This is a genomic window from Falsiroseomonas oleicola (genome assembly GCF_019029495.1).
In the GTDB taxonomy this organism is placed as follows: Bacteria; Pseudomonadota; Alphaproteobacteria; order Acetobacterales; family Acetobacteraceae; genus Falsiroseomonas; species Falsiroseomonas oleicola.
On the sequence record NZ_JAERQM010000001.1, the window covers coordinates 473,803 to 495,613 of the forward strand.

Here is a 21,811-nt window from a genome sequence, read left to right on the forward strand (position 1 = left end):
GACTGATCCGCTGTGCAATCTCGCGGAGCGGCCTTTTGTTACGAAGCGGATTTCGTCATGCCGACAGGCACCGTCAAGTGGTTCAACGCGACCAAGGGCTACGGCTTCATCCAGCCGGAAGACGGCTCCAAGGACGTGTTCCTGCACATCTCCGATGTGCAGCGTTCCGGCCTCCAGGAGCCGCGTGAAGGTGATCGCCTGGAGTATGACCTCCAGCAGGGCCAGCAGGGCAAGACCTCTGCCGGCAACCTGAAGCGCGCCTGATTTCAGTCGGGGCGGGTTAGCCCGCCCCTGCTGACGGCCCGCAAGGGCCGAAATGGTGAAGGCGCCGGGCGACTGGCGGACTTCACCACGATCCATCGCCGCACATCAGCGGCGGCGATCCTTCGCGCGGCGCCGCGGCGCCCCGCATAAGACCCAGCATCCGCAGCACGGCCAAGCCGCCGGGGACTGCCCAAAGGACACAGTGCACAACTCCTACGACCGCCTTTCGACCCCGCTCGCCCATGACAGCGGGTCCCTTCCTCCGGCCCAGCCGGACGGCCAGACCTTTCAGACCCCGATGATGTCGAGCCTGACGCGCGACGAAATCCGTCGCATCGTCCTTGACCTGATCGGATAATACCAGCGGGCCGGTCTCTTGACCGGTCCGAGCGCCCGAATGGGCGCCGCCGCTTATGCGGCGAAGCCAAGGAAACCGGAGGTTTCCGCCCGGCGTTTGAGGGTAGCCCAGAGCGGTCACGCGATAGGGCCGCTGGTATGAGAGTCCACTGGCGGGCCACTAAGGCACGCCGCATTTTCCTGGCTCTCCGCTGCGTCCAGCGGAGCTGAAAATGCCTCAGGACGGCGCGGCGCGCGGGCTGCCGGCCATCCGGCCCATCAGGGCCAGACCCGACCCGCGAGGATCGCCGCATGCCGCCGCAGCATCGCTACAATGTGGGCCAGCGCATCGAATTCGCGCCGGGCCGCTTCGACGGCTCCGCCCCTTCCGGCGCCTATACCGTCGTGCGGCAATTGCCGAACGACGCGCAGGACCGCGAATACCGGGTGAAGAATTCGCGCGATGGGCATGAGCGGATCATCCGCGAAAGCCAGATGCGCCAGGGCGCCAGTTCGGTCTTCGGCTGAAGCGTGATGGCCGCAGGTGCGAAGGCACCGAAGGTCTGAATCACGCGCCATCAATCGTCATCGGCGGCGGATCCATCCGCCGCCGATCTTGTTTCTACCGCCGCTTCAGCGCCGCCAGATCCCGCACGGCGCCCCGCGCGGCGCTGGTCGCCATGGCGGCATAGGCGCGCAGCGCGGTCGAGACCTGGCGCTTGCGCGGGCTCGCCGGCTGCCAGGCCGCCTCCCCCTTCGCTTCCATCGCCGCGCGCCGCGTGGCCATCACCGCATCGTCCACCTTCAGGTTGATGCTGCGGCTGGGGATGTCGATCTCGATGATGTCGCCATCCTCCACCAGCCCGATCGGCCCGCCTTCCGCCGCTTCCGGCGAGAGATGGCCGATCGACAGGCCAGAGGACCCGCCGGAGAAGCGGCCATCGGTGACCAGGGCGCAGACCTTCCCCAGGCCCTTCGACTTCAGATAGCTCGTCGGATACAGCATCTCCTGCATCCCCGGCCCGCCGCGCGGCCCCTCATAACGCACCACCACGACATCGCCGGCCACGACCTTGCCGCCCAGGATGCCATCCACCGCCGCATCCTGGCTCTCGAAGACCTTGGCCGGGCCGGTGAACTTCAGGATCGAGGCATCGACGCCAGCGGTCTTCACGATGCAGCCGTCGACGGCGATGTTGCCCGCCAGCACGGCGAGGCCGCCATCGGCGGAGAAGGCCGAGTCCTTGGCACGGATCACGCCGCCGGCGCGGTCGGTGTCCAGTTCCTCCCACCGCGCGGCCTGGCTGAAGGCCACCTGCGTCGGGATGCCGCCGGGCGCCGCCTTGAAGAATTCCAGCACGCTGTCATCGGCGGTCTGCTTCACATCCCACTGCTGCAGCGCCTCCGCCAGCGTCGGCGCATCCACGCGGCTGACGGAGGTATCGATCAGCCCGGCGCGGTCGAGCTCGCCGAGGATGCCCATGATGCCGCCGGCGCGATGCACATCCTCGACATGCACATTGGCGACGGAGGGCGCGACCTTGCACAGCACCGGCACGCGGCGGGACAGCCGGTCGATGTCGGTCATGGTGAAGTCGACGCCACCCTCATGCGCCGCGGCCAGCAGATGCAGCACGGTGTTGGTGGAACCGCCCATGGCGATGTCCAGCGTCATCGCATTCTCGAAGGCCGTGCGGGTCGCGACATTGCGCGGCAGCACGCTGAAATCCTCGGTCTCGTAATGGCGGCGGGTGATCTCGACGATGCGCCGCCCGGCCTCCAGGAACAGCCGCTTGCGGTCGGCATGGGTGGCGACCACCGTGCCATTGCCGGGCAGCGCCAGGCCCAGCGCCTCCGTCAGGCAGTTCATGGAATTGGCGGTGAACATGCCGGAGCAGGACCCGCAGGTCGGGCAGGCGGAACGCTCGATGACCGCGACTTCCTCGTCCGTCACGCTGGAATCGGCGGCCGCGATCATCGCATCGATCAGGTCGACGCTGCGCTTCTGGCCGCGATGCACCACCTTGCCCGCTTCCATCGGCCCGCCGGAGACGAAGACGGTCGGGATGTTGAGGCGCATGGTCGCCATCAGCATGCCGGGCGTGATCTTGTCGCAGTTGGAGATGCAGACCATCGCATCGGCGCAATGGGCATTGACCATGTATTCAACGCTGTCGGCGATCAGGTCGCGGGACGGCAGGCTGTAGAGCATGCCGTCATGCCCCATGGCGATGCCGTCATCCACCGCGATGGTGTTGAATTCCTTGGCGACACCGCCCGCCGCCTCAATCTCCCGCGCCACCAACTGGCCAAGGTCCTTGAGGTGGACATGCCCGGGGACGAACTGGGTAAAGCTGTTGACGACGGCGATGATGGGCTTGCCGAAATCGCCATCCTTCATGCCGGTGGCGCGCCAGAGGCCACGGGCGCCGGCCATGTTGCGGCCATGGGTGGTGGTGCGGCTGCGATATTGGGGCATGGCTCGGCGGTCCTGGCTTGCGGTTCCTCGCCGGGCGCCGCTTCGATCACGCCGCGACCCGGCCGGGCGTTCTAGCCGCTTCGTGATCCAGGGGCCAGATGCAGGCCGGCGGCGGTGGCCTGATGGGCAAAGGCCCGGGCGCCACGCAGCGCGGCGGGCAGTTCCTCCGGCGCCAGCCATTCGGCCAGACCGCCCAGGGCCGACAGCGCATCGCCCCGTTGCAGCGCCGCCAGCAGGTCGAGCAGCATCGCCTCGTCCCGCCCCAGCTCCGCCCCGGCACAGCCGCGCACATCCAGCACCCGTCCGGCATCGCGGGTCAGCACTGACATCAGCAATCCGAAGCCGAGCGTGCCCGAAGGCCGGAATCCCGCGCAGACCAGCATCGCCTGCCAGTCCGGATGGCGCCGCGCCGGCGCGCGATGCGCCGCCATCCAGGCCCGCAGCACCGCCAGCACGCGCAACTCCGCCGGCGCCAGCGCCCGCACCGGATACAGTCCCTGGGGGCGCATTCCATCGGGCATCGCCGCTTCTCCTCGGCACGCAGCTATGCCGCAGGGTGGCCGCGCGGGGAAGTGTGATTGCGAGTCATTCTCACATATGCGAAGGAGGGTCCGGATAGAGGGACCTGCCAATGGCCATCGCGTTGCCGTCCGCCTTGCCCCGCCGCCGCCGTGCCGGCTGGGGCCTTCTGCTGCTGGCGCTCAGCCTGGGCTTTGCCGCGCCGGTCGCGGCGCAACCGGCGCTGCCGCTGGAGCTGAATCGGCTGGAGCCGGTGACCGCACCCACCGAGGGCTGCCGCATCTGGATGATGCTGTCCAACGACGCGCCGGAAGCCGCCGCCATCGCCGCGCTGCGGCTGGACCTGGTGGTGTTCGGCGCGGATGGGCAGATCGCGCGCCGGGCGGCGGTGGAACTCGCCCCGATCGGCGCCGGCCGCACCGCGGTGCGGCTGTTCGACCTGGCCGGCCTGGCCTGCGACCGCATCAGCCGCCTGCTGGTGAACGAGGTGCTGGCCTGCCGCATCGGTGGCGCGGAGGTGGCGGATTGTGCCGACCGCATCCGCCCCTCCTCCCGCGCCGGCATCCGCTTCGGGCTTTAAGGACCTTACCGCCATGGAAACCGCGCACGATCTTTCGCCGCTCGGCCTTTTCCTCGCCGCCGACTGGGTGGTGCGGTCGGTGATGCTGATGCTGGTGCTCGCCTCCATCGGCGTCTGGGCCATGGCGCTGGACCGCGCGCTGCGTTTCCGCCGGCTGGCGCAGGATGCGCGCGCCCTGCGCCGCTTCGCCGAGGATGGCTCCCCCCCCGCCCACGACAATGCCTGGGCCGAGGTGCTGGTCGCCGCCGAACAGGCGGCGCGGGAGGTGATGGGCGAATCGCCCGCCGACCGCCGCCACTACATCGCCAGCGCCGCCCGCCTGGCCGTGACGGAACGCACCGCCCGCGCCAAGGCCGGCCTGCCGGTGCTGGCCAGCATCGCCTCCACCGCGCCCTTCATCGGCCTGTTCGGCACGGTCTGGGGCATCATGAACGCCTTCACCGCCATCGCCCGCAGCGGCAATACCAGTCTTTCCGCCGTCGCCCCGGGCATCGCGGAGGCGCTGTTCGCGACCGCCCTCGGGCTGGTCGCCGCGATTCCGGCAGCGCTCGCCTATAACCGCCTCTCGGCCATGCTGGGCGAGGCGCGCGGCGCCGCAACCGGGGCCGGGGAAAGGCTGGCCCGGCGCCTGGGCCTCGCCGGCGCCAGCCGCACCCGGCTGGCCGCCGAGTAATGGCCTTCAACCTGGATGACAGTGACGGGGAGGAGGACGGCATGCTGTCCGAGATCAACGTCACCCCCTTCGTCGACGTCATGCTGGTGCTGCTGATCGTCTTCATGGTGGCGGCGCCGATGATGATCTCCGGCGTGCCGGTGGACCTGCCCCGCGCCGCCCAGGCGCCGGTGGCGCAGGTGTCGGAGCCCCTGGTGGTGACGCTGGACCGCGAGGGCCGGGTCTTCATCGAGGAAAGGCAGACCGACCCGGCGACGCTGGTCGCCACCCTCCAGCCCATGGCCGCCGAGGCGCCGGACCGCCCGGTGTTCCTGCGCGCCGATCGCGGCCAGGCCTATGGCGAGGTGATGCGCGTGCTCGCCGCCCTGGCCGCCGCCGGCTTCGGCCGCGCCTCCCTGATCGGCGAGGCCGCGCCCTGATCGCGATGCGTGACTCCCGCCATGTTCATCCCGGCGCCTGGGCCGTGGCGCTGGCGCTGCATCTCGGCCTCGCCGCGGTGATGATGCGCCCTGCCGCGCCGCCGATGCTGGCGGGCGGTGGCGGCGGCATGATGGTCGGAATTTCCGGTGGTCTCGCGGGTGGTGGCGGCGGGCCGATTTCCGCCGCGCAGCCCGATGATTTGGCCGCGACCGAGGCGACGCCGCTGGAGGCCGCCGCCGCGACTCCCGATGCGCTGGCCGCGCCGCCGCCGCCGGACAGCCAGGCCGTGCCGCCCGCGCCCCTGGCCGCCGCGCCGCCGGATAGGCTGGCGCCGCCACCGCCGCCCTTGGTCAATGCCGTCCCGCCGCCACCGGTCTCGCCGCCGCCGCCTCAGGCCGCACCGATCCCGCCGCCCCCCGCCCTGACGCAGCAGCGCCCGCCGGAGCTTCTGGCCGCGGCACCGCCCCCGCCGCGCGCCTTGCCGCGCGCGGCGGCGGATCTGCCGCCGACCGCCGCCGAGCCGCCACCCCTGGCCGCGCTGGCCCCGCCCGAGTCCTTGCAGCCGGTGCCGGATGCCACGCTGGCGGCGCCTCCCCCACCGGCTGCCATGACCGCGACTGCGCCGGAGCCCATCACCGCACCGCCGCCGCCCCCCGTGCAGACCGCGGAGCCGCCGCCGCCGGAGCCCCCGGCGCAGCTCGCCACCCTGCCGCCCCCGCCTCCGCCGCCCCCGCTTCAGGCCAGCGAGCCGCCGCCGGAGCAGGTGGCCGAGGCGATTCCCATGCCGCCGCCACAGGCACCGCCGCCGCCGGAGCCGGTGCAGGTCGCGCGTCCGGCGCCCCGCCCGGCGCCACGCCCCGCCGCGCGTCCGGCTCCATCCCCCGCGCCCGCCGCCGCCTCCCGCTCCGCAGCTGTGGCGCAGAGCGGGCCGGGTCCGGGCGCGGCACAGCCGGGCCCCGGCAGCGGCGCCGGCCCGGCCACAGCCGCCGGCCCGGCCGCGGGCGGCGGTGGCCAGGGCGCGCCCTCGGCCATGCCGGGCGAGGCCTCCGGCGCGCGGCAATTGCCGCCGGCCTATGCCGCCGCACTGGTCCGCATCCTGCAACGCAACCTGCGCTACCCGCCCAGCGCGCGGGAACAGGGCATCGTGGGCACGGCGACGCTGCGCTTCGTCATCGCCCGCGATGGCTCGGTGCAGGCGGTGCAGATGGTGCGCGGCACCGGATCGGCGCTGCTGGACCAGGAAGCGATGGCGCTGCTGCGCCGCGTCTCCCCCCTGCCGCGCCTGCCGGCGGATTTTCCGGATGCCCAGGCCATCGTGCTGGCACCGATCGGCTTTTCGATAAGGTAATCTGGCCTCAGGCGCCGGCGCGGCCTCCGGCCGCTGGGCTGCGCGACACTTGTCGCGGCGGCCCTTCGGCCGCTCGCCCGCCTGCGGCGGGCGCCAAGCGCGCTTATGGCAGGCCGGGCGCCTCCCGCCCCGCGCCCGGCCGCCGCGCCATGGCGAAGGCGCTGGCCAGGGCCTCCCGCAGCACCACCACCTCATGCCCGATGCAGATGCCGCGAAAGCCGGCGGCCAGCGCGGCGGCGGCCTGGGCGCCATCGCCGCCCACCCATCCCAATGGCTTGCCCGCCGCCTGCGCCGCCTGCCGCAGCGCCTCGGCCGACGCGCGGTAGCGCGGATCGCCGAAGGCACCCGGGATGCCGAGGCTGTCCGACAGGTCGAAATGGCCGAGCCAGAGCATGTCGAGCCCCGGCACCGCCGCGATCTCCGCCGCCTGCGCCACGCCGGCCGCGCTCTCGACCAAAGCGATGGTCAGCACCGCCTCGTTCGCCGCCGCCATCTTCGCCGCCGGATCGCCGCCGCCATAGCCGTCATGCGCCAGCGAGAAGGCCAGGCCGCGCCGCCCCTGCGGCCGGTAGCGGCAGGCGGCCACCAGGTCCCGCGCCTGCGCCGCGCTTTCGACCAGCGGCATCATGATGCCGAGCGCCCCGGCATCCAGCAGCGGCGGCGCCAAAGCGGGCTGCGGCGCCGGTAAGCGGACCATGGGCACGATGCCGGCGGCGCGGGCATAGGCGCATTGGTCCTTCACCCCCTCGATCCCCAGGCCCGAATGCTCCATGTCCAGCAGCACGAATTCGGCGCCGGCGGCGGCCAGGGTCGGGGCCAGGCCGGGGGTGAAGAATTCGAAGGCCATGACGCCGAAGGCGGCCTCGCCCTGCAGCAATTTGCGGCGCACCGGGTTCTGGACGCTGGTCATGGAGCCCTCCCTCTTTGTCGGCACTCCCGCATGGCGCCGTTCAAAAATCCATCCCGCCAGCGTGATCGCAAAAGGCTTGCCAGCAGGCGCCGGCCTCGCTAACAATAAACCCTATGGTTAACCATATGATGCACAGCCCCCCGCCGGACCTCGACCGGGTCTTCGCCGCCCTCTCCGACCCCACCCGCCGCGCCCTGATCGAGCGGCTGGATGCGGAGGAGGAGCTGTCGGTCAGCGAATTGGCCGCCCCCCTGGCCATGTCGCTGCCGGCGGTGATGAAGCATCTGGATGTGCTGGAGAAGGCCGGGTTGATCGCCCGCCAGAAGGTCGGCCGCCGCGTCGGCTGCCGGCTGACCGCGGGCCCGATGGAGGATGCGATGGGATGGCTCGCCCGCTACCAGCGCTTCTGGACCGAGAGCCTCGACCGGCTGGCCGCGGCGCTGGAGACGAAGGGATGAATGTCACCGTCCCCAGCCTGACCCTGGTCCGCCGCATCAGGGCGCCGCCGGCGCGCGTCTTCGCCGCCTGGACGGAGGCGGAGATGCTGGCCCAGTGGTTCGGCCCGCACCACACCAGCGTGGAATCGGCCGAGATCGACCCGCGCGTCGATGGCCGTTTCCGCATCCGCCTGCGCGAGGACAATGGCGAACGCCACGAGATCGGCGGCCGCTACCTGGCGATGGAGCCGGAGCGCGAGATCGCCTTCACCTGGGCCTGGGCCAGCACGCCGGAACGCGAAAGCCGCGTGACCGTGCGCTTCCGCCCACTGGAGGATGGCACCGAGATCACCCTGACCCATGACCGCTTCGCCGATTCCGACACCGCCACGCGCCACCGTCGCGGCTGGACCGAATCGATGGAGCGGCTGCTGGCGATGTTCGACTGACGCCTGCGCCTAACTGCGAACTTTCCAACCGGCGGCCGAATGGCCGCCGCCAATGCCACGAAGCCAAGCACACGGCGCGCGCGCCTGGCGTCTGAAGGTTCGACATGCGGCCGGCACTTTCGCCGGCCGAGCGGCCGAACGGCCGCCGCCGCCAATGCGGCGAAGCCAAGCGCGCGGAGCGCGCGCCCGGCGTCTGAGGGTCTGCAAAGAGGGAAAACAAATCCATGATGGACGACAAGCCCACCGAACAGCATCGCTGGCTGCAACGCCTGCTCGGCGAATGGACCAGCGAGGCGGAATGCGTGATGGCCCCCGGCCAGGCGCCCATCACCATGCGCGGGCGGGAAAAGGTCCGCGCGCTCGGGGAGTTCTGGGTGATCGGCGAGGGTGAGAGCGAGATGCCCGGCGGCGGCACCGGCCACACCATCATCACCCTCGGCTACGACGTGGCCAAGGGCCGCTTCACCGGCAGCTTCATCGGCTCGATGATGACCATGATGTGGCTCTATGACGGGGCGCTGGAGGGCCAGGTTCTGGTGCTGGACAGCCACGGGCCGGACCACGGCACGCCCGGCCGCATCGCACTGTACCAGGACAGTGTCGAGATGCAGGGGCTGGACCGCCGCACCCTGTCCTCCCGGATGCAGGGCGCCGATGGGCAGTGGCAGCATGTGATGACCGCGCGCTACCGGCGGGTGGGCTGAGCCATGGCGCAGCGCATCCTGCTGCTGGTCGGCACCAAGAAGGGTGCCTTCCTGCTCGAATCCGACGCGGCGCGCCAGGATTGGACGCTGCGCGGCCCCTTCTGCGACACCTGGCCGATCAACCATGTGATCGCGGACCCCGCCACCGGCCGCATCTTCGCCGGCGGCGGCAATGAATGGTTCGGGCCGGCCGTCTGGACCTCCGACGATCTCGGCGCAAGCTGGACGCATTCCAGCGCCGGCCTCGCCTATGAGGCCGGGGAGACGCCGATCAAGTCGGTCTGGAGCCTGGCCCTGGCGCATGGCGTGCTGCATGCGGGGGTGGAGCCGGCCGGGCTGTTCCGCAGCGCCGATGGTGGCCAGAGCTTCGAACAGCTGCGCGGGCTGCGCGACCATCCCTCCCGCGCCGAATGGCAACCGGGGGGTGGCGGGCTGATCCTGCATGGGCTGCTGCCGCATCCGACCGATCCGGCGCAGCTCTGGGTGGCGATCTCCGCCGGGGGCATCTTCCACACGGCGGATGGCGGGGCGAGCTGGGCGCCGCGCAACCGTGGCACGCGTGCGGATTATGCGCCGGAAGATCAGCGCTACCCCGAACACGGCCAATGCGTGCATTGCCTGGTGATGGCGCCCGGCCAGCCGGAGCTGCTGTACCAGCAGAACCATTGCGGCATGTACCGCAGCGAGAATGGCGGCCAGAGCTGGACCAGCATCGAGGCCGGCCTGCCCTCCACCTTCGGCTTCCCCGCTGCGACGCATCCGCGCGATCCCGGCACGCTGTACCTGCTGCCGCTGAATGGCGACCAGGCCGGGCGCTTCGTGCCCGATGCCCAGGCCGCCGTCTGGCGCACACGCGACGGTGGCGACACCTGGCAGGCCCTTCGGGAAGGCCTGCCGCAGCAGAACGCCTTCTTCGGCGTGCTGCGCCAGGCCATGGCGACCGACAGGCTGGACCGCGCCGGCGTCTATTTCGGCACCAGCGGCGGGGAGCTCTATGCCAGCGCCGATGAGGGCGAGAACTTCCGCTGCATCGCCCGCCACCTGCCGACCATCAGTTCGGTCGAGACGCTGGTGCTGGATGGCTGAGGTGCAGGTGGAACTGCCGGCCTCCCTGGCGCGGCTGTTCCCCGGCGCGCCAAGGCGGTTGGAGGTGGAGGCGGCCTCCGTCGCCCAGGCGGTGCTGGCGCTGGATCAGCGCTGGCCGGGGATGCGCGACCGGATCTGCGATTCAACACCCGCCATCCGCCGCCACCTGCGCATCTTCGTGGATGGGGAGGTGGCGGGCCTCGCCACGCCGCTGCGCCCGGGGGCGGAGGTGCTGGTGATGACAGCGATCAGCGGCGGCTGATTCAGAACTGCGCGGTGACGGCGAAGACGCCGACCAGCAGCACCGCCAGGCCGGCCAGGCGCGGCACCGCCCCGGTGGTCAGCGCCGGCACGCGCCGGGCCAGCAGCGCCACGCCCGCGACCAGCGCGCCCTGTACCAGGCCGAGGCCGAGCAGATAGGCGAAGACGGGCGAGGCCTCCGCGCCGATCACCGCCTCCGCATAGGCCTGGCCATGCGCCAGCCCGGCCACCGCCAGCAACGCCATCCAGCCGCCCGCCGGCAGGGTCGCCCGCGCCAGCAGCAGCGCGCCCAGGACGATCACGCTGGCCGCCACGATCCATTCCGCCGCCGGCAGCGCCAGCCCCATCCAACCGCTCGCCACCCCGAGCAGGGAGGCAAGGACGAACAGCAGCGGCCGCGCCAGGCCCCAGCCCGCCAGCCCGGCCACCAGCCCCACGGCCATCAGGAAGGCCAGATGGTCCGGCCCGATCACCGGATGGCCGATGCCGGAGGCCAGACCCTGCCACAGTGTCGCGGGCACGGCACCGTCCATCGGGTGATGCGCCAGCGCCGGGCTGGCGAGCAGCAGCAGGCCAGCCGTGGCGGCAAGGCGGCGAAGGGCGAGGCTCATGCGGCGTCTCCGACAGATGTTCACCACAGGATGCGGCAGCCGGGCGCCGACGCAAACCCTCACGCGGCTGTCACCTCACCGTCGCCCGCACTGGCCCGGTTTGGCCACAATTCAGGCGTGTGATCCGATCATGGACATACGCCAACAGATCGCGGCGGTCCGCTTCGGCACCGGCCCGCGCCCCGAATCCCCCCTGCCGGATGACCCGCTGGCCTGGCTCGACGCCCAGACGCGCGGCCCCGGCCTGCCGCTCGCCCCGCCCCCCGGCCGTGACACGCCGCCGGCGCTGGAGGAAGGCTATCGCGCCTGGGTCGCCCATGATGCGAGCCCGCCACCGCCCGGGCAGATGAGCCCGGTGACGGCGCTGTTCCGCGCCGAGCAGCAGGCCTGGGTGCGCCACCTGCTGACCAGCGACGCCCCCTTCCATGACCGGCTGACCAACTTCTGGCTCAACCACTTCACCGTGGCCGAGCGCGGCGGCTTCGGCGTGACCACCGGCTTTTCGATGTATCTGCGGGACGCCCTGCGCCCGCATGTCACAGGCCGCTTCGTCGACATGCTGGTCGCCGTCTCCAAGTCGCCGGCCATGCTCTACTATCTGGACCAGACCGCCTCGGTCGGGCCGAACAGCAATTTCGGCAAGCGCAGCGGTCGCGGGCTGAACGAGAATCTGGCGCGCGAGATCCTGGAACTGCACAGCGTGGCGCCCGCCAGCGGCTATACCCAGGCGGACGTCACCGAATTCGCCCGGATCATGACCGGCTGGGGCGTGGAGCGCCTGCGCGCGCCCTTCGACACCCTGTTCCGCCCCGGCAATCACGAGCCCGGCGAGAAGACCCTGCTCGGCAAGCGCTATCCCGAAGGCCCGGAGGCCTATGAGGCAGCGCTGCGCGACCTCGGCACCCATCCGGCCACCTATCGCTTCCTCGCCCAGCGGCTGGTCCGGCATTTCGTGGCCGATACACCGCCGCCCGCGGCCGTGGCGCGTATCGAAGGCGTGCTGCGGGAAACGCAGGGCGACCTCGGCGCGGCCTCCCGCGCCCTGGTGCGGCTGCCGGAGGCCTGGGGGCCGCCGCTGACCAAGCTGCGCGCGCCGCTCGACTACATGGTGGCGCTGCACCGCGCCGCCGGCGGCACCGATCCCGGCCCGGTGCTGGGCGCGATGAGCGCGCTGGGCCAGCCGCTGTGGAACGCGCCGCAGCCGAATGGCTGGCCGGATACCGCGGCCGGCTGGGCGGCGCCGGAGCCGATGATGCAGCGGCTCGACCTCGCCTATGAAACCGCCGGCCGCTTCGCCCGGCGCGACCCGCGCCAGGTGCTGGAGGTGGCGCTTGGCCCCTTGGCGCGGGAGGAAACCCGCACAGCCGTCAGCCGCGCCGGAAGCACGCGGGACGCCATCACCCTCGTCTTCGCCAGCCCGGAGATGCAACGCCGATGACCCGGACCCACCTGCCCCACCCCCATCTTCCAGGCCTGGGCCGGCGAGGCTTCCTGCTGGGGCTGACCGCGCTGGCCGCCGTCGGCCAGGCACGGCTCGCCGTCGCCGATACCACCGGTCCCGCCCAGATCGCCGATCGCCGCCTGGTCGTTATTCTCCTGCGCGGCGCCATGGATGGGCTGCACGCCGTGATACCCTATGGCGACCCGGATTACGCCGAATTGCGTGGTGCGCTGGCGATGCCGGAGCCGGGCAAGGAAGGCGGCGCGCTGGATCTCGGCGGCATGTTCGGCCTGCACCCGAAGCTCACCTCGCTGCATGGGCTGTATGGCGAGGGACAGTTGCTGCCCATCCATGCCATTGCCGGCCCCTATCGCACCCGCAGCCATTTCGATGGTCAGGACCTGATGGAGGGTGGCGGTCTGCAGCGGCTGGAATCCGGCTGGCTGAACCGGGCGCTGACCCATATGCCGGAATCCGCCGGCCAGCCCGCCCGCACCGGCCTGGCGCTCGGCCTGGACCTGCCGCTGCTGATGCGCGGCGAGGCGCCGGTCGGCATGTGGGCGCCGCCGCGCGCGACGCGGCCGGAACCCGACCTCTATGCCCGCATGGCCGAACTGCTGCATGCGGATGAGACCATCGGCCCGGCGGTGACGGAGGGGATGCGCGGCCGCGGCTATGCCGCCGGGGCGCTATCCGCCGGCGCGCCGCTGGCCAACCAGGGCGGCTTCATGCGGCTCGCCTCGGCCGCGGGACGGATGCTGGCCCAGCGGGACGGGCCGCGCGTCGCGGCACTCGAACTGGGCGGCTGGGACACCCATGCCGGCCAGGCCGGGCGGATGGAGCCGGTTCTGACGCAGCTCGATCGCGGCATCGCCGCGCTGCGCGGGCAACTCGGCGAGGCCTGGTCGAAGACGGCGGTGCTGGCCATCACCGAATTCGGCCGCACCGCGCGGGCCAATGGCAATCTCGGCACCGATCACGGCACCGGCGGTGCGGCCTTCCTGGCCGGTGGCGCGGTGCGCGGCGGGCGGGTGCTGGCGAACTGGCCGGGGCTCAAGCGCGATTCGCTGTTCGAGAACCGCGACCTGCAACCGACCCGCGACCTGCGGGCGCTGGCCAAGGCCCTGCTGCGGGACCATCTGCGCCTGCCGGCGGGTGCGGTGGACGCCGCCTTCCCGGACAGTGGCGAGATCGCCGCCGAGGCCGGGCTGCTGCGGGCCTGACGCAATCAGGCCGGGCTTGCGCCCGGCCTGATGCTTCGCGGCGGTCCGATGAAGCGTGCTGGCCGCAGGTGCGAAGGCACTGAAGGGCTGACTCACGCTTTCAAACAGAGATCAGGATCAGGGCCGGGCGGCGCCGCCACCGGCACCAGGCTGCGGCATGGCGTCAGTCCCGGTCGGCATGTCGCCGGCCGGTGCCAAAGCGGGCGAGGTTCCACCGATCGGCGCCGTGCCGCTGGCCCCGGGAACGCTGCGCCCGGCGCTGCCGGTCACGCCGGTGGTGCCGGAATCGGCCGGCGTGGTGGCGCCCGACTGGCCGGTGCGGGTCTCGGTCGGTGCCGAGGCGCTGTCCGTGTCGTCACAGGCGGCGACGCCCAGGGACAGTGTCACCGCCAAAGCGGGCAGCAGGGCTGCGATCCTCATCTCGTTTCCTCCTTATCTGAACAGGGCGTCCGGCTTACCGCAGGGTGCGGGTGCCATCGCCCCAGCCGCCGGTGCGGCCGTATTCCTCAAGGCGATCCGCATCGTAGCGCGGCAGTTGCTCCAGTTGCTCGCGCGTCAGATCCATGCGCACGCGGTCATCCTCGCCACCGAGCGTGAGCTGATCCATCGGCACCACGGCGCGGCGTGCGCCGAGGCCGAAGAAGCCGCCCCATTCGATCACCGCGGCACGCACCTGGCCGCTGCCGTCGATCAGCAGGTTCTCGATCTCACCCGCGTCGCGGCCCTCGCGGCCAATGACGTTGGTGCCGACGACGTTGGACACGCGGCTCAGCTCCATACCGGCAGCGGGGCTGCGCGCCGCCGCGGTCTGCGGCTGGCTGCCGCCCGACTGTGCCGGGGCCGGCATGGCGCTGGCGCCAGTGCCAGTCTCACGGGCGTTGGCGTCCCGGGCCGTGGAAGGAACCGCCGCCAGAACCCGGTCGATGGCGCGGCGAGCCTCCTGGGCCGGCACATCATCGTTCCGCAACGTCTGGCGTGCCTGCGTCACCTGTTGCTGAAGGCCGTGGCTGGATGTGGTGGCATTCGGGCCGGCCTGGGTGCCGGCCTGGGCACGGCTGAGCCGCTCGACGGCCTGGCGCGCGCGCGCCAGCGCCTGCGGTGACACATCCTCGGAAGCGTCGCCGATCTGCTGGCGGGCCACACGCAGTTCCTGCGTCGCCTGCTGCATCTCGGTGGATGTGGCCTGGGGACGCGCTTCGCGAGTCTGGCCGGCCTGCGGCTGTGTTGTCTGGCCCGGCTGCGCCATCGGGGACGGGGTGGCTGGCGCGGTTTGCGCCTGCGCGCCGCCCGCAAACATCAAGGCCAGGGCGGCAACGGTGGCAGTGGTGGCCAGCAGGTTCGGGCGGTTCGTCCGGTTGGTCTGCATGGTCATGTCCTTTTATGGGGCGCGCCTGCCCACCCGCCGAGAAGGCGGAGGTCGCAGGCGCGCTTTCTGTGGGGTGCCTGCCTCTGCCGGCACCGGGGGCCGAGGCCCCATTGCGTCACGCCGACCAGCCGCTGACCGGTCGGCGTGCCGAAAGGTCAGCTACGGTCGAGCGTGTCGCGCGCCTTGTCCTTGGCGCCACCGACGGCGTTCTGGACCTTGCCCTCGGCCTTGTCCGCCTTGCCCTCGGCCTGCAAGGCCTGGTCGCCGGTCACCTTGCCCGTGGCGTCCTTCACGGCGCCCTTGGCCTGCTTGCCGATACCTTCGATACGATCCTTGTCGGGCATATCGTCATCTCCTGTGTTGGTGGGTTCTCGTCGACGGATCAGGGCGAGACGTCATGCGCCTGTTGTTGCAGCACGGTACCGCGCTGGGCATCGAGCTGCAGGCGCCACTGGTGCTCATTCTGCCGCGCCAGGACGACCAGGCGATCACCCTCCCGCGTAAGTCCATCGACGTCGGAATAGCCACGCTCCTCCAGCAGGTGGCGAACCTGGCCGGGGGTCAAGGGCGCCTCATCGGCCACCTCTCCGGTGCGCGCCACGACGCGCAGATTCTCGACGCGCTCGCCGAAGCGGCGTGCCGTGCCGATGCGGAGGATTTCGCCCTCCTCCGTCACATCGGCGATATCCGTGTAGCCGCGCGCGCCGAGCAAGGTGGCGATCAGCGGCTCGTCCATCCGACTCGCATCGGTCGGCGGAGCCGGCGTGGCGGGGGTCTGCGCCCAGACGGGCGCCCCGAGGAACAACGTCGCGGCCAGGCAGGTGCCGCTCAATATGTTTCGCATGATCTTCACCTCCCTGGTCGCAGCCGTCTTGCCTTGGCTGGGGATAGAACACCCGACGATCCGGTCCGTTCGATCCTCTTCCGCATGGACAAGGAGTTTCGGGATTCAGTCTTCCTCGCCCGGCACCTCGGTCGGCTGGCCCAGCGTCTCCCGGACATAAAGCTTTTTCACCAGCACGAAGGCCACCACGGTGATCGGCGCGGCCAGCAGCACGCCGGGCAGGCCGAACAGCAACCCCACCGCGACCACCGCGAACAGCAGCAGCGCCGGCGGCATGCTGACCATGCGCTTTTCCACCAGCGGCATGATCATGTTGGATTCCAGCTGCTGGATGGCCAGGAACACCAGCGCCGTCCACAGCAATGTGTCACCGCCCGCGGCGGCGGCCAGCAACAGCGGCGGCACCGCCCCCACCACCGCGCCGATCAGCGGCACGAAGCCGACCAGCCCGGCGAAAAGCCCCAGCGCCAGCGGCGAAGGCAGGCCGAGCAGCCAGCTTCCCACCCCGGACAGGACACCGACGATCACCATGGAGATCAATTGCGCGCCAAGCCACAGGCGCAGCGCATCGCCACTCGCCAGCAATGCGTCATCCGCCAGGGGCTGGCGCTCACGCGGCAACAACTTGACCAACCCACGACGATACAGCCCCGGATTGGCCGCCAGGAAATAGCCGCCCACCACCATCACGACCAGGGCGGAGGCCGCATTGACCAGGATGCTGCCGGCCGTCGCCGCATGCCCGGCCAGGGTGCCCAGGGTCGCGCTGTCGAGAGCACTGGCAGCATCGCCCCGGCCGCTGCCGGGCAGCGGCACCACACCTTCCAGCCGCTGCCGGGCGGCCTCGAAGGCGGCCGGCAGCCGTTCCATGAGCTGGCCGATCTGCGCCGCCATCTCGCTGCCCACCAGCGTGCCTACCAGGCCGAGCAGTGCCAGGATCAGCAATGCCACCAGCCCCAGCGCCAGCCCTCGGGACAGGCCCAGAAGCCGCTCCAGCGGCGCCGCCGCCGCCAGCAGCAGCGCCGCCACCACCACGCCGGCGAAGGTCAGCAACAGCGCGTCCCGCACCTGCCAGAGCAGCAGGGCGACCGCGACGACCGCCGCCACGATCAGCACACGGCGCAGGAAGGCCACCTCCCCCGCCTTGCCCGGCGCATTCTCCCCAAGCTCTTCCATCGACATCCAAGGCCCCTCCGCAAGCGCTCTCCAAAGCGGTGAGGGATCGGAAGGGTTTCATCACGACATGACGCGGACCGTCGGATCGGGCTGTGATTTGCGCTTGCGGCACGGATAACAGGCCGGCAATCTTCACAATTCTGAAATAGAAGTGCAGCGGACTGTCCCATAGAAGGCAGCCGCCCGTTCCTTTTGGGAGTGACTGCCATGCTGCGCCGCCTTTTCGCCACCGGAGCGCTGACCGCCCCGGCCTTCGCCCTCGGCCTGCTCGTCGCCCAGCCCACCCCCGCCGCCGCCCAGGATTGCCCGCGCGGCACGCTGGATGCGCGCTATTGCGACCGTGATGGCGACCTGGTCGCCGATGCGCCGACCAATGCGCGGGAGTTGACCGACCCCTCGACCCTGATCTTCGCCTATACCCCGGTCGAGGACCCCGCCGTCTACCGCGCCGTCTGGCAGCCCTTCATGGACCACCTGGCGCGGGAGACCGGCAAGCGCGTGCAGTTCTTCGCTGTGCAGTCCAATGCCGCGCAGATCGAGGCGATGCGCGCCGGCCGCCTGCACATCGCGGGCTTCAACACCGGGTCGAACCCGCTGGCCGTCAACTGCGCCGGCTTCGTCCCGTTCGCGATGATGGCGAGCAACAACGGCGCCTTCGGCTATGAGATGGAGATCATCGTCCCGGCGTCGTCGAACGCGCAGCGGATCGAGGATCTGCGCGGCCGGACCATCGCCTTCACGGCGGAGACGTCGAATTCCGGCTTCAAGGCGCCCTCCGCCCTGCTGGCCAGCCAGTTCAACATGCGCGCCGGCCGCGACTTCACCGCCGCCTTCTCCGGCCGCCACGACAATTCCATCCTGGGCGTCGCCAACCGCGACTACGATGCGGCCGCCATCGCCAATTCGGTGCTGACCCGCATGGTGGCGCGCAACGTCGTCCGCCCGGACCAGATCCGCAACATCTACCGCAGCGAATCCTTCCCGACGACCGGCTACGGCCATGCGCATAACCTGAACCCGGCCCTGGCGGAGCGCATCCGCGGCGCCTTCTTCAACTTCAACTGGGACGGCACCGCGCTGCAGGCCGAATTCGCGAAGAGCGAGCCGCCGGCCGAGAAGTTCATCCCGATCACCTATCGCGAACACTGGAACGTGGTGCGGCAGATCGATACGGCGATGGAAGTCTCCTATACCTGCCGCTGAAGCCAGGACTGCGAAGCTGACAAGGGATGATGATCCGGTGCTGCTGACCATCGAGGGGCTGACCAAGCGCTACCCGACCGGCGACCTCGCGCTCGACAAGGTCGATCTCGCGGTCCCGGCGGGGCAGGTGATGGCGCTGATCGGCCCCTCCGGCGCCGGCAAATCCACGCTGATCCGCTGCGTCAACCGGCTGGTGGAACCCTCCTCCGGCCGGGTGATGCTGGACGGCATCGAACTCACCAGCCTCGGCTCCGGCGCGCTGCGCCGGGCACGACGGAAGATGGGCATGATCTTCCAGGAATACGCGCTGGTCGAACGCCTGACGGTGATGGAGAACGTGCTGTCGGGCCGTCTCGGTTATGTCGGCTTCTGGGCCTCCTGGTTCCGCCGCTTTCCCCGCAAGGATGTCGAGGAAGCTTTTCGATTGTTGGACCGCGTGGGCTTGGCCCACATGGCCGACAAGCGCGCCGATGCGCTGTCCGGCGGCCAGCGCCAGCGTGTCGGCATCGTCCGCGCGCTGATGCAGGACCCGAAACTGCTGCTGGTCGATGAACCGACCGCCAGCCTCGACCCCAAGACCAGCCGCCAGATCATGCGGCTGATCGTGGAACTCTGCGCCGAGCGGGGGCTGGCCGCCATCATCAACATCCATGACGTGGCGCTGGCCCAGCAATTCGCGAAGCGTATCGTCGGCCTGCGCGCCGGCCGCATCGTCTTCGACGGCACCGCCGAGGCCCTCGGCGCCGACCAGCTCACCGCCATCTATGGCGAGGAGGACTGGTCGCAGACCATCCGCAAGGCGGATGAGGAGGAGGAGGAATCGGCCGAGGTGGTGGCATGAGCGCCAGCACCCTGCCCTCCGGCGAGGCCCGGGTCTTCGACCCGGTGGCCGCCGCGCGCGCCTGGCGCCCGCCGCCGCTGATCGAGACGCCCTGGCTGCGCTATGCCGTCTATCTCGGTGCGCTGGCCTATGCGCTGCTCGCCTTCACCACCGTCGAGGTCAACTGGACCCGCGCGGCGGAGGGGGTGGAGCGCGCGGCGCGCTTCCTCAGTGGCTTCTTCCCGCCTGATTTCGTCTCCAAGCGCCAGGATATCATGGAGGGGCTGCTGGAAAGCCTGACCATGACGGTGGTCTCCACCGGCATCGGCATCATCCTGTCCATCCCGGTGGCCCTGGGCGCCAGCCGCAACCTGGCGCCGCTGCCGGTCTACCTGTTCTGCCGCGGCATCATCGCCATCAGCCGCACCTTCCAGGAAATCATCATCGCCATCGTCTTCGTCGCCATGCTGGGCTTCGGCCCGCTGGCCGGCACGCTGACCCTGGCCTTCGCCACCATCGGCTTCATGGCCAAGCTGATCGCCGAGGATATCGAGGATATCCAGGCAAGCCAGGCGGAGGCGGTGCGCGCCACCGGATCCTCCTGGTTCCAGCTTCTGGCCTGGGGCATCCTGCCGCAGGTGCGGCCGCGGCTGATCGGGCTTTCGGCCTATCGCCTGGATATCAATTTCCGGGAAAGCGCGGTGCTCGGCCTGGTCGGCGCGGGCGGCATCGGCGACACGCTGAACACCGCCTTCGACCGCTATGAATTCGACACCGCGGCGGCCGTGCTGCTCATCATCATCGCCATCGTGCTGGCCTGTGAATATGCCAGCGGCTTCATCCGCCGGAAGGTGCAGTAATGGCCATCCTGACCCGCGCGGACGGCGTGCCGGAATGGCGCCGCCGCACGCCGCGCGCCGACCTGCTGGTCTGGGCCGGCTGGTTCGGCGCGGTGGCGCTGACGCTGCTGTGCTTCCAGTTCATATCAGACCGCACCATCTGGGCCTTCGTCTGGGATGCGCCGACGCAGGGCGCCGATCTCATCGCCCGCATGTTCCCGCCGCGCTGGTCCTATGCCAGCCAGCTCTGGAAGCCGCTGCTCGACACCATCAACATGGCGACCATCGGCACCGCTTTGGCCATCGTCATCGGCGTGCCGCTGGCTTTCCTGGCCGCGCACAACACCACGCCGAGCCGTGCCTTCGTGCGGCCTGCGGTGCTGTTCATCATCGTCGCCAGCCGGTCCATCAATTCGCTGATCTGGGCGCTGATCCTGGTCATCATCCTCGGCCCCGGCCTGCTGGCCGGCATCCTCTCCATCGCGCTGCGCAGCGTCGGCTTCATCGCCAAGCTGCTCTATGAGGCGATCGAGGAAATCGACCCGACGCAGGTGGAGGCGGTGACCGCCACCGGCGCATCGCGGCCACAGGTGCTGGGCTGGTCCATCGTGCCGCAGATCATGCCCGCCTTCGCCGGTATCAGCGTGTTCCGCTGGGACATCAACATCCGCGAGGCGACGGTGCTGGGCCTGGTCGGCGCGGGCGGCATCGGCATGCAGATGCAGGCCAGCATCAACGTGCTGGCCTGGCCACAGGTGACGATGATCTTCATCCTGATCCTCGGCACGGTGCTGGTCAGCGAATGGCTTTCGGCGCGGGTGCGGCACGCGGTGATCTGAAGGATCAGGTCAGCAAGTCGCAGCCTCGCCAGGGTCCTCGAACCGTGCCAGCCGCACCGCCGTATGCCCGCGCATCACCCTCGGGCTCGGCATCACGAGCAGACACACGTCATGGGGCGTGCGCACCTCGACCTCCCCATCCAGGGCGATCAGCGTGTTCCGCCGTGGCACCACCTCGCCGCCGCGGAATTCGCGCAGGAAGGTGAAGCCGGTGGTCGTGGCGGTCACGGTGCGGGTCACCCGCGCCAGCCGTCCGGAAGGCAGCGCCACCTCCGGCGGCAGGGCCGCGCCGTCCTCCGCCATGCCGAGATGGCGCAGCAGGCGGGCGCTGGCCTGTTCCATCAGGGCCAGGGTCTCGGGCTGCCAATGCGGGCCGGCTTCCAGCAGCAGGGCGCTGGCGCCGTCCTTGAAGCGCGTATGGTCGATCAGGCGCATCCCCGCCGCATGGCCGTCATCCGCCACCACCAGCGGCGGCGCGCCCAGCGCCTGGCCCAGCGCCCGCGCCGCCGCGCCGGGACCGGACAGGAACAGCGGGTCGGAGGGCCAGAGCATCGAATGCAGGTCCAGCAGCACATCCGCCTGTGCCATCACCGGCAGCAGCGCCCGCGCCCGGTCCAGCTCCACCGAGCGGCGCGGCCCGCCAAGCAGCTCCGGCGCCCAGAGGCGGTTCATATCCTCCTCGATGAAGCGGCTGGCCGTGGGGTCCGCCGGGTCGAAGCGGTCCAGCGCCGCAAGATTGGCGAAGACCAGGGTCAGCGTGCCACGCCGCGGCCGCACCCCGTCCCGCAGCCAGCGTTGCAGCAGCAGCGCGCCGGCAATCTCATTGCCATGCACGGCGGCGGAGATCACCAGGCTCGGCCCCGGCAGCGGCGCCGCGAAGCGCCACACCCCCGCCAGGCCGGTATTGCCCGCCCGCCAGCGCGCCAGGGCCGGCAGCGGCAGCCGCACCTCCAGCGAGGGCAGGCCGAGATCGGCCATATGGG

The 21,811-nt window shown here is 70.9% G+C and carries 27 protein-coding genes; 17 read left to right on the forward strand and 10 right to left on the reverse strand.

Annotation, left to right across the window (positions count from 1 at the left end; genetic code table 11):
- The first annotated feature begins 57 nt into the window (after positions 1-57).
- Entirely contained in the window at positions 58-264 is a 207-nt protein-coding gene (locus JJQ90_RS02375; RefSeq protein WP_216872844.1) for a cold-shock protein, read from the forward strand.
- A gap of 648 nt (positions 265-912) precedes the next feature.
- The gene (locus JJQ90_RS02380) at positions 913-1,128 is read left to right on the forward strand and encodes a hypothetical protein (RefSeq protein WP_216872845.1); all 216 of its coding nucleotides are present in this window, start codon (positions 913-915) and stop codon (positions 1,126-1,128) included.
- Positions 1,129-1,222: 94 nt separating this feature from the next.
- Here the strand turns inward: JJQ90_RS02380 and ilvD are convergent, their stop codons facing one another.
- Positions 1,223-3,079: a dihydroxy-acid dehydratase gene (gene ilvD / locus JJQ90_RS02385; RefSeq protein ID WP_216872846.1), complete on the reverse strand. Its 1,857-nt coding sequence runs from the start codon at positions 3,077-3,079 to the stop codon at positions 1,223-1,225.
- A 71-nt stretch (positions 3,080-3,150) separates the two neighbouring features.
- Positions 3,151-3,600: a hypothetical protein gene (locus JJQ90_RS02390; protein WP_216872847.1), complete on the reverse strand. Its 450-nt coding sequence runs from the start codon at positions 3,598-3,600 to the stop codon at positions 3,151-3,153.
- Between the two features lie 110 nt (positions 3,601-3,710).
- On the opposite strand from JJQ90_RS02390, the gene JJQ90_RS02395 reads away from it, so the two are divergent.
- Genes JJQ90_RS02395 through JJQ90_RS02410 form a run of 4 tightly spaced genes read left to right on the forward strand, consistent with a single transcriptional unit; the run spans position 3,711 to position 6,619 of the window.
- Positions 3,711-4,178 (forward strand): Tat pathway signal protein, encoded by a 468-nt coding sequence (locus JJQ90_RS02395; RefSeq protein WP_216872848.1) that lies wholly within the window; start codon positions 3,711-3,713, stop codon positions 4,176-4,178.
- Positions 4,179-4,191: 13 nt separating this feature from the next.
- Entirely contained in the window at positions 4,192-4,851 is a 660-nt protein-coding gene (locus JJQ90_RS02400) for a MotA/TolQ/ExbB proton channel family protein (RefSeq protein WP_216872849.1), read from the forward strand.
- Positions 4,851-5,270 carry an ExbD/TolR family protein gene (locus JJQ90_RS02405; RefSeq protein ID WP_216872850.1) on the forward strand — a complete coding sequence of 140 codons (420 nt, stop codon included), beginning with the start codon at positions 4,851-4,853 and terminating at the stop codon, positions 5,268-5,270. Before JJQ90_RS02400 ends, JJQ90_RS02405 begins: the two co-directional genes overlap by 1 nt.
- Before the next feature lie 5 nt (positions 5,271-5,275).
- Positions 5,276-6,619 carry an energy transducer TonB gene (locus JJQ90_RS02410; RefSeq protein ID WP_216872851.1) on the forward strand — a complete coding sequence of 448 codons (1,344 nt, stop codon included), beginning with the start codon at positions 5,276-5,278 and terminating at the stop codon, positions 6,617-6,619.
- Positions 6,620-6,722: 103 nt separating this feature from the next.
- On the opposite strand, the gene JJQ90_RS02415 is transcribed toward JJQ90_RS02410, so the two are convergent.
- Positions 6,723-7,529, reverse strand: a complete 807-nt coding sequence (locus JJQ90_RS02415; protein ID WP_216872852.1) for an HpcH/HpaI aldolase family protein — start codon at positions 7,527-7,529, stop codon at positions 6,723-6,725.
- 125 nt (positions 7,530-7,654) lie between these two features.
- Between JJQ90_RS02415 and JJQ90_RS02420 the strand changes: the two genes are divergently transcribed.
- The 5 genes from JJQ90_RS02420 to JJQ90_RS02440 all read left to right on the forward strand — a co-directional run bounded on the left by JJQ90_RS02420 (position 7,655) and on the right by JJQ90_RS02440 (position 10,467).
- Positions 7,655-7,987, forward strand: coding sequence for an ArsR/SmtB family transcription factor (locus tag JJQ90_RS02420; RefSeq protein ID WP_216872853.1), 333 nt, complete (start codon positions 7,655-7,657; stop codon positions 7,985-7,987).
- Entirely contained in the window at positions 7,984-8,415 is a 432-nt protein-coding gene (locus JJQ90_RS02425; RefSeq protein WP_216872854.1) for an SRPBCC family protein, read from the forward strand. The genes JJQ90_RS02420 and JJQ90_RS02425 overlap by 4 nt, the downstream gene beginning before the upstream one ends.
- Before the next feature lie 224 nt (positions 8,416-8,639).
- The gene (locus tag JJQ90_RS02430; RefSeq protein ID WP_230410307.1) at positions 8,640-9,119 is read left to right on the forward strand and encodes a DUF1579 domain-containing protein; all 480 of its coding nucleotides are present in this window, start codon (positions 8,640-8,642) and stop codon (positions 9,117-9,119) included.
- Between the two features lie 3 nt (positions 9,120-9,122).
- Entirely contained in the window at positions 9,123-10,205 is a 1,083-nt protein-coding gene (locus JJQ90_RS02435; protein WP_216872855.1) for a WD40/YVTN/BNR-like repeat-containing protein, read from the forward strand.
- Positions 10,198-10,467, forward strand: a complete 270-nt coding sequence (locus JJQ90_RS02440) for a MoaD/ThiS family protein (protein WP_216872856.1) — start codon at positions 10,198-10,200, stop codon at positions 10,465-10,467. Before JJQ90_RS02435 ends, JJQ90_RS02440 begins: the two co-directional genes overlap by 8 nt.
- A 1-nt stretch (position 10,468) precedes the next feature.
- On the opposite strand, the gene JJQ90_RS02445 is transcribed toward JJQ90_RS02440, so the two are convergent.
- Positions 10,469-11,077, reverse strand: a complete 609-nt coding sequence (locus JJQ90_RS02445) for a HupE/UreJ family protein (RefSeq protein ID WP_216872857.1) — start codon at positions 11,075-11,077, stop codon at positions 10,469-10,471.
- Between the two features lie 130 nt (positions 11,078-11,207).
- Between JJQ90_RS02445 and JJQ90_RS02450 the strand changes: the two genes are divergently transcribed.
- Entirely contained in the window at positions 11,208-12,515 is a 1,308-nt protein-coding gene (locus JJQ90_RS02450) for a DUF1800 domain-containing protein (protein WP_216872858.1), read from the forward strand.
- On the forward strand, positions 12,512-13,741 hold the full coding sequence (locus JJQ90_RS02455) for a DUF1501 domain-containing protein (protein ID WP_216872859.1): 1,230 nt from the start codon (positions 12,512-12,514) through the stop codon (positions 13,739-13,741). The genes JJQ90_RS02450 and JJQ90_RS02455 overlap by 4 nt, the downstream gene beginning before the upstream one ends.
- Positions 13,742-13,858: 117 nt before the next feature.
- Here the strand turns inward: JJQ90_RS02455 and JJQ90_RS02460 are convergent, their stop codons facing one another.
- The 5 genes from JJQ90_RS02460 to JJQ90_RS02480 all read right to left on the reverse strand — a co-directional run bounded on the left by JJQ90_RS02460 (position 13,859) and on the right by JJQ90_RS02480 (position 17,133).
- Positions 13,859-14,161, reverse strand: coding sequence for a hypothetical protein (locus JJQ90_RS02460; RefSeq protein WP_216872860.1), 303 nt, complete (start codon positions 14,159-14,161; stop codon positions 13,859-13,861).
- A gap of 34 nt (positions 14,162-14,195) precedes the next feature.
- Entirely contained in the window at positions 14,196-15,107 is a 912-nt protein-coding gene (locus tag JJQ90_RS02465; RefSeq protein ID WP_216872861.1) for a PRC-barrel domain-containing protein, read from the reverse strand.
- Between the two features lie 155 nt (positions 15,108-15,262).
- Positions 15,263-15,451 carry a CsbD family protein gene (locus JJQ90_RS02470; RefSeq protein WP_216872862.1) on the reverse strand — a complete coding sequence of 63 codons (189 nt, stop codon included), beginning with the start codon at positions 15,449-15,451 and terminating at the stop codon, positions 15,263-15,265.
- A gap of 38 nt (positions 15,452-15,489) precedes the next feature.
- Positions 15,490-15,951, reverse strand: a complete 462-nt coding sequence (locus JJQ90_RS02475) for a hypothetical protein (RefSeq protein WP_216872863.1) — start codon at positions 15,949-15,951, stop codon at positions 15,490-15,492.
- A gap of 105 nt (positions 15,952-16,056) precedes the next feature.
- On the reverse strand, positions 16,057-17,133 hold the full coding sequence (locus JJQ90_RS02480) for an AI-2E family transporter (RefSeq protein WP_216872864.1): 1,077 nt from the start codon (positions 17,131-17,133) through the stop codon (positions 16,057-16,059).
- Positions 17,134-17,334: 201 nt separating this feature from the next.
- Between JJQ90_RS02480 and phnD the strand changes: the two genes are divergently transcribed.
- From phnD to phnE (JJQ90_RS02500), 4 genes are read left to right on the forward strand one after another with little or no spacing between them, the layout of a single operon-like run.
- Positions 17,335-18,330, forward strand: a complete 996-nt coding sequence (gene phnD / locus JJQ90_RS02485; RefSeq protein ID WP_216872865.1) for a phosphate/phosphite/phosphonate ABC transporter substrate-binding protein — start codon at positions 17,335-17,337, stop codon at positions 18,328-18,330.
- A 37-nt stretch (positions 18,331-18,367) separates the two neighbouring features.
- A complete protein-coding gene (gene phnC, locus JJQ90_RS02490; RefSeq protein ID WP_377097553.1) occupies positions 18,368-19,171 on the forward strand; it encodes a phosphonate ABC transporter ATP-binding protein in 804 nt (267 codons plus the stop codon).
- A complete protein-coding gene (phnE, locus tag JJQ90_RS02495) occupies positions 19,168-20,010 on the forward strand; it encodes a phosphonate ABC transporter, permease protein PhnE (RefSeq protein WP_216872866.1) in 843 nt (280 codons plus the stop codon). The genes phnC and phnE (JJQ90_RS02495) overlap by 4 nt, the downstream gene beginning before the upstream one ends.
- The gene (phnE, locus tag JJQ90_RS02500; RefSeq protein ID WP_216872867.1) at positions 20,010-20,828 is read left to right on the forward strand and encodes a phosphonate ABC transporter, permease protein PhnE; all 819 of its coding nucleotides are present in this window, start codon (positions 20,010-20,012) and stop codon (positions 20,826-20,828) included. The genes phnE (JJQ90_RS02495) and phnE (JJQ90_RS02500) overlap by 1 nt, the downstream gene beginning before the upstream one ends.
- A gap of 9 nt (positions 20,829-20,837) precedes the next feature.
- Here the strand turns inward: phnE (JJQ90_RS02500) and JJQ90_RS02505 are convergent, their stop codons facing one another.
- Entirely contained in the window at positions 20,838-21,806 is a 969-nt protein-coding gene (locus JJQ90_RS02505) for a M14 family metallopeptidase (protein ID WP_216873737.1), read from the reverse strand.
- Between the last annotated feature and the right edge of the window lie 5 nt (positions 21,807-21,811).

Bases quoted from the DNA above. Each gene is read 5' to 3' on its own strand.
- JJQ90_RS02430 (WP_230410307.1), top strand. From the start codon at position 8,640: ATGATGGACGACAAGCCCACCGAACAGCATCGCTGGCTGCAACGCCTG.
- JJQ90_RS02410 (WP_216872851.1), top strand. From the start codon at position 5,276: ATGCGTGACTCCCGCCATGTTCATCCCGGCGCCTGGGCCGTGGCGCTG.
- JJQ90_RS02460 (WP_216872860.1), bottom strand. From the start codon at position 14,161: ATGAGGATCGCAGCCCTGCTGCCCGCTTTGGCGGTGACACTGTCCCTG.
- JJQ90_RS02470 (WP_216872862.1), bottom strand. From the start codon at position 15,451: ATGCCCGACAAGGATCGTATCGAAGGTATCGGCAAGCAGGCCAAGGGC.
- JJQ90_RS02415 (WP_216872852.1), bottom strand. From the start codon at position 7,529: ATGACCAGCGTCCAGAACCCGGTGCGCCGCAAATTGCTGCAGGGCGAG.
- JJQ90_RS02505 (WP_216873737.1), bottom strand. From the start codon at position 21,806: ATGGCCGATCTCGGCCTGCCCTCGCTGGAGGTGCGGCTGCCGCTGCCG.
- phnE (WP_216872866.1), top strand. From the start codon at position 19,168: ATGAGCGCCAGCACCCTGCCCTCCGGCGAGGCCCGGGTCTTCGACCCG.
- JJQ90_RS02425 (WP_216872854.1), top strand. From the start codon at position 7,984: ATGAATGTCACCGTCCCCAGCCTGACCCTGGTCCGCCGCATCAGGGCG.
- JJQ90_RS02395 (WP_216872848.1), top strand. From the start codon at position 3,711: ATGGCCATCGCGTTGCCGTCCGCCTTGCCCCGCCGCCGCCGTGCCGGC.
- JJQ90_RS02420 (WP_216872853.1), top strand. From the start codon at position 7,655: ATGATGCACAGCCCCCCGCCGGACCTCGACCGGGTCTTCGCCGCCCTC.
- JJQ90_RS02435 (WP_216872855.1), top strand. From the start codon at position 9,123: ATGGCGCAGCGCATCCTGCTGCTGGTCGGCACCAAGAAGGGTGCCTTC.
- JJQ90_RS02375 (WP_216872844.1), top strand. From the start codon at position 58: ATGCCGACAGGCACCGTCAAGTGGTTCAACGCGACCAAGGGCTACGGC.
- JJQ90_RS02380 (WP_216872845.1), top strand. From the start codon at position 913: ATGCCGCCGCAGCATCGCTACAATGTGGGCCAGCGCATCGAATTCGCG.
- JJQ90_RS02440 (WP_216872856.1), top strand. From the start codon at position 10,198: ATGGCTGAGGTGCAGGTGGAACTGCCGGCCTCCCTGGCGCGGCTGTTC.
- JJQ90_RS02480 (WP_216872864.1), bottom strand. From the start codon at position 17,133: ATGTCGATGGAAGAGCTTGGGGAGAATGCGCCGGGCAAGGCGGGGGAG.
- JJQ90_RS02390 (WP_216872847.1), bottom strand. From the start codon at position 3,600: ATGCCCGATGGAATGCGCCCCCAGGGACTGTATCCGGTGCGGGCGCTG.
- JJQ90_RS02455 (WP_216872859.1), top strand. From the start codon at position 12,512: ATGACCCGGACCCACCTGCCCCACCCCCATCTTCCAGGCCTGGGCCGG.
- JJQ90_RS02465 (WP_216872861.1), bottom strand. From the start codon at position 15,107: ATGCAGACCAACCGGACGAACCGCCCGAACCTGCTGGCCACCACTGCC.
- phnD (WP_216872865.1), top strand. From the start codon at position 17,335: ATGCTGCGCCGCCTTTTCGCCACCGGAGCGCTGACCGCCCCGGCCTTC.
- JJQ90_RS02400 (WP_216872849.1), top strand. From the start codon at position 4,192: ATGGAAACCGCGCACGATCTTTCGCCGCTCGGCCTTTTCCTCGCCGCC.
- JJQ90_RS02405 (WP_216872850.1), top strand. From the start codon at position 4,851: ATGGCCTTCAACCTGGATGACAGTGACGGGGAGGAGGACGGCATGCTG.
- JJQ90_RS02445 (WP_216872857.1), bottom strand. From the start codon at position 11,077: ATGAGCCTCGCCCTTCGCCGCCTTGCCGCCACGGCTGGCCTGCTGCTG.
- ilvD (WP_216872846.1), bottom strand. From the start codon at position 3,079: ATGCCCCAATATCGCAGCCGCACCACCACCCATGGCCGCAACATGGCC.
- JJQ90_RS02475 (WP_216872863.1), bottom strand. From the start codon at position 15,951: ATGCGAAACATATTGAGCGGCACCTGCCTGGCCGCGACGTTGTTCCTC.
- JJQ90_RS02450 (WP_216872858.1), top strand. From the start codon at position 11,208: ATGGACATACGCCAACAGATCGCGGCGGTCCGCTTCGGCACCGGCCCG.
- phnE (WP_216872867.1), top strand. From the start codon at position 20,010: ATGGCCATCCTGACCCGCGCGGACGGCGTGCCGGAATGGCGCCGCCGC.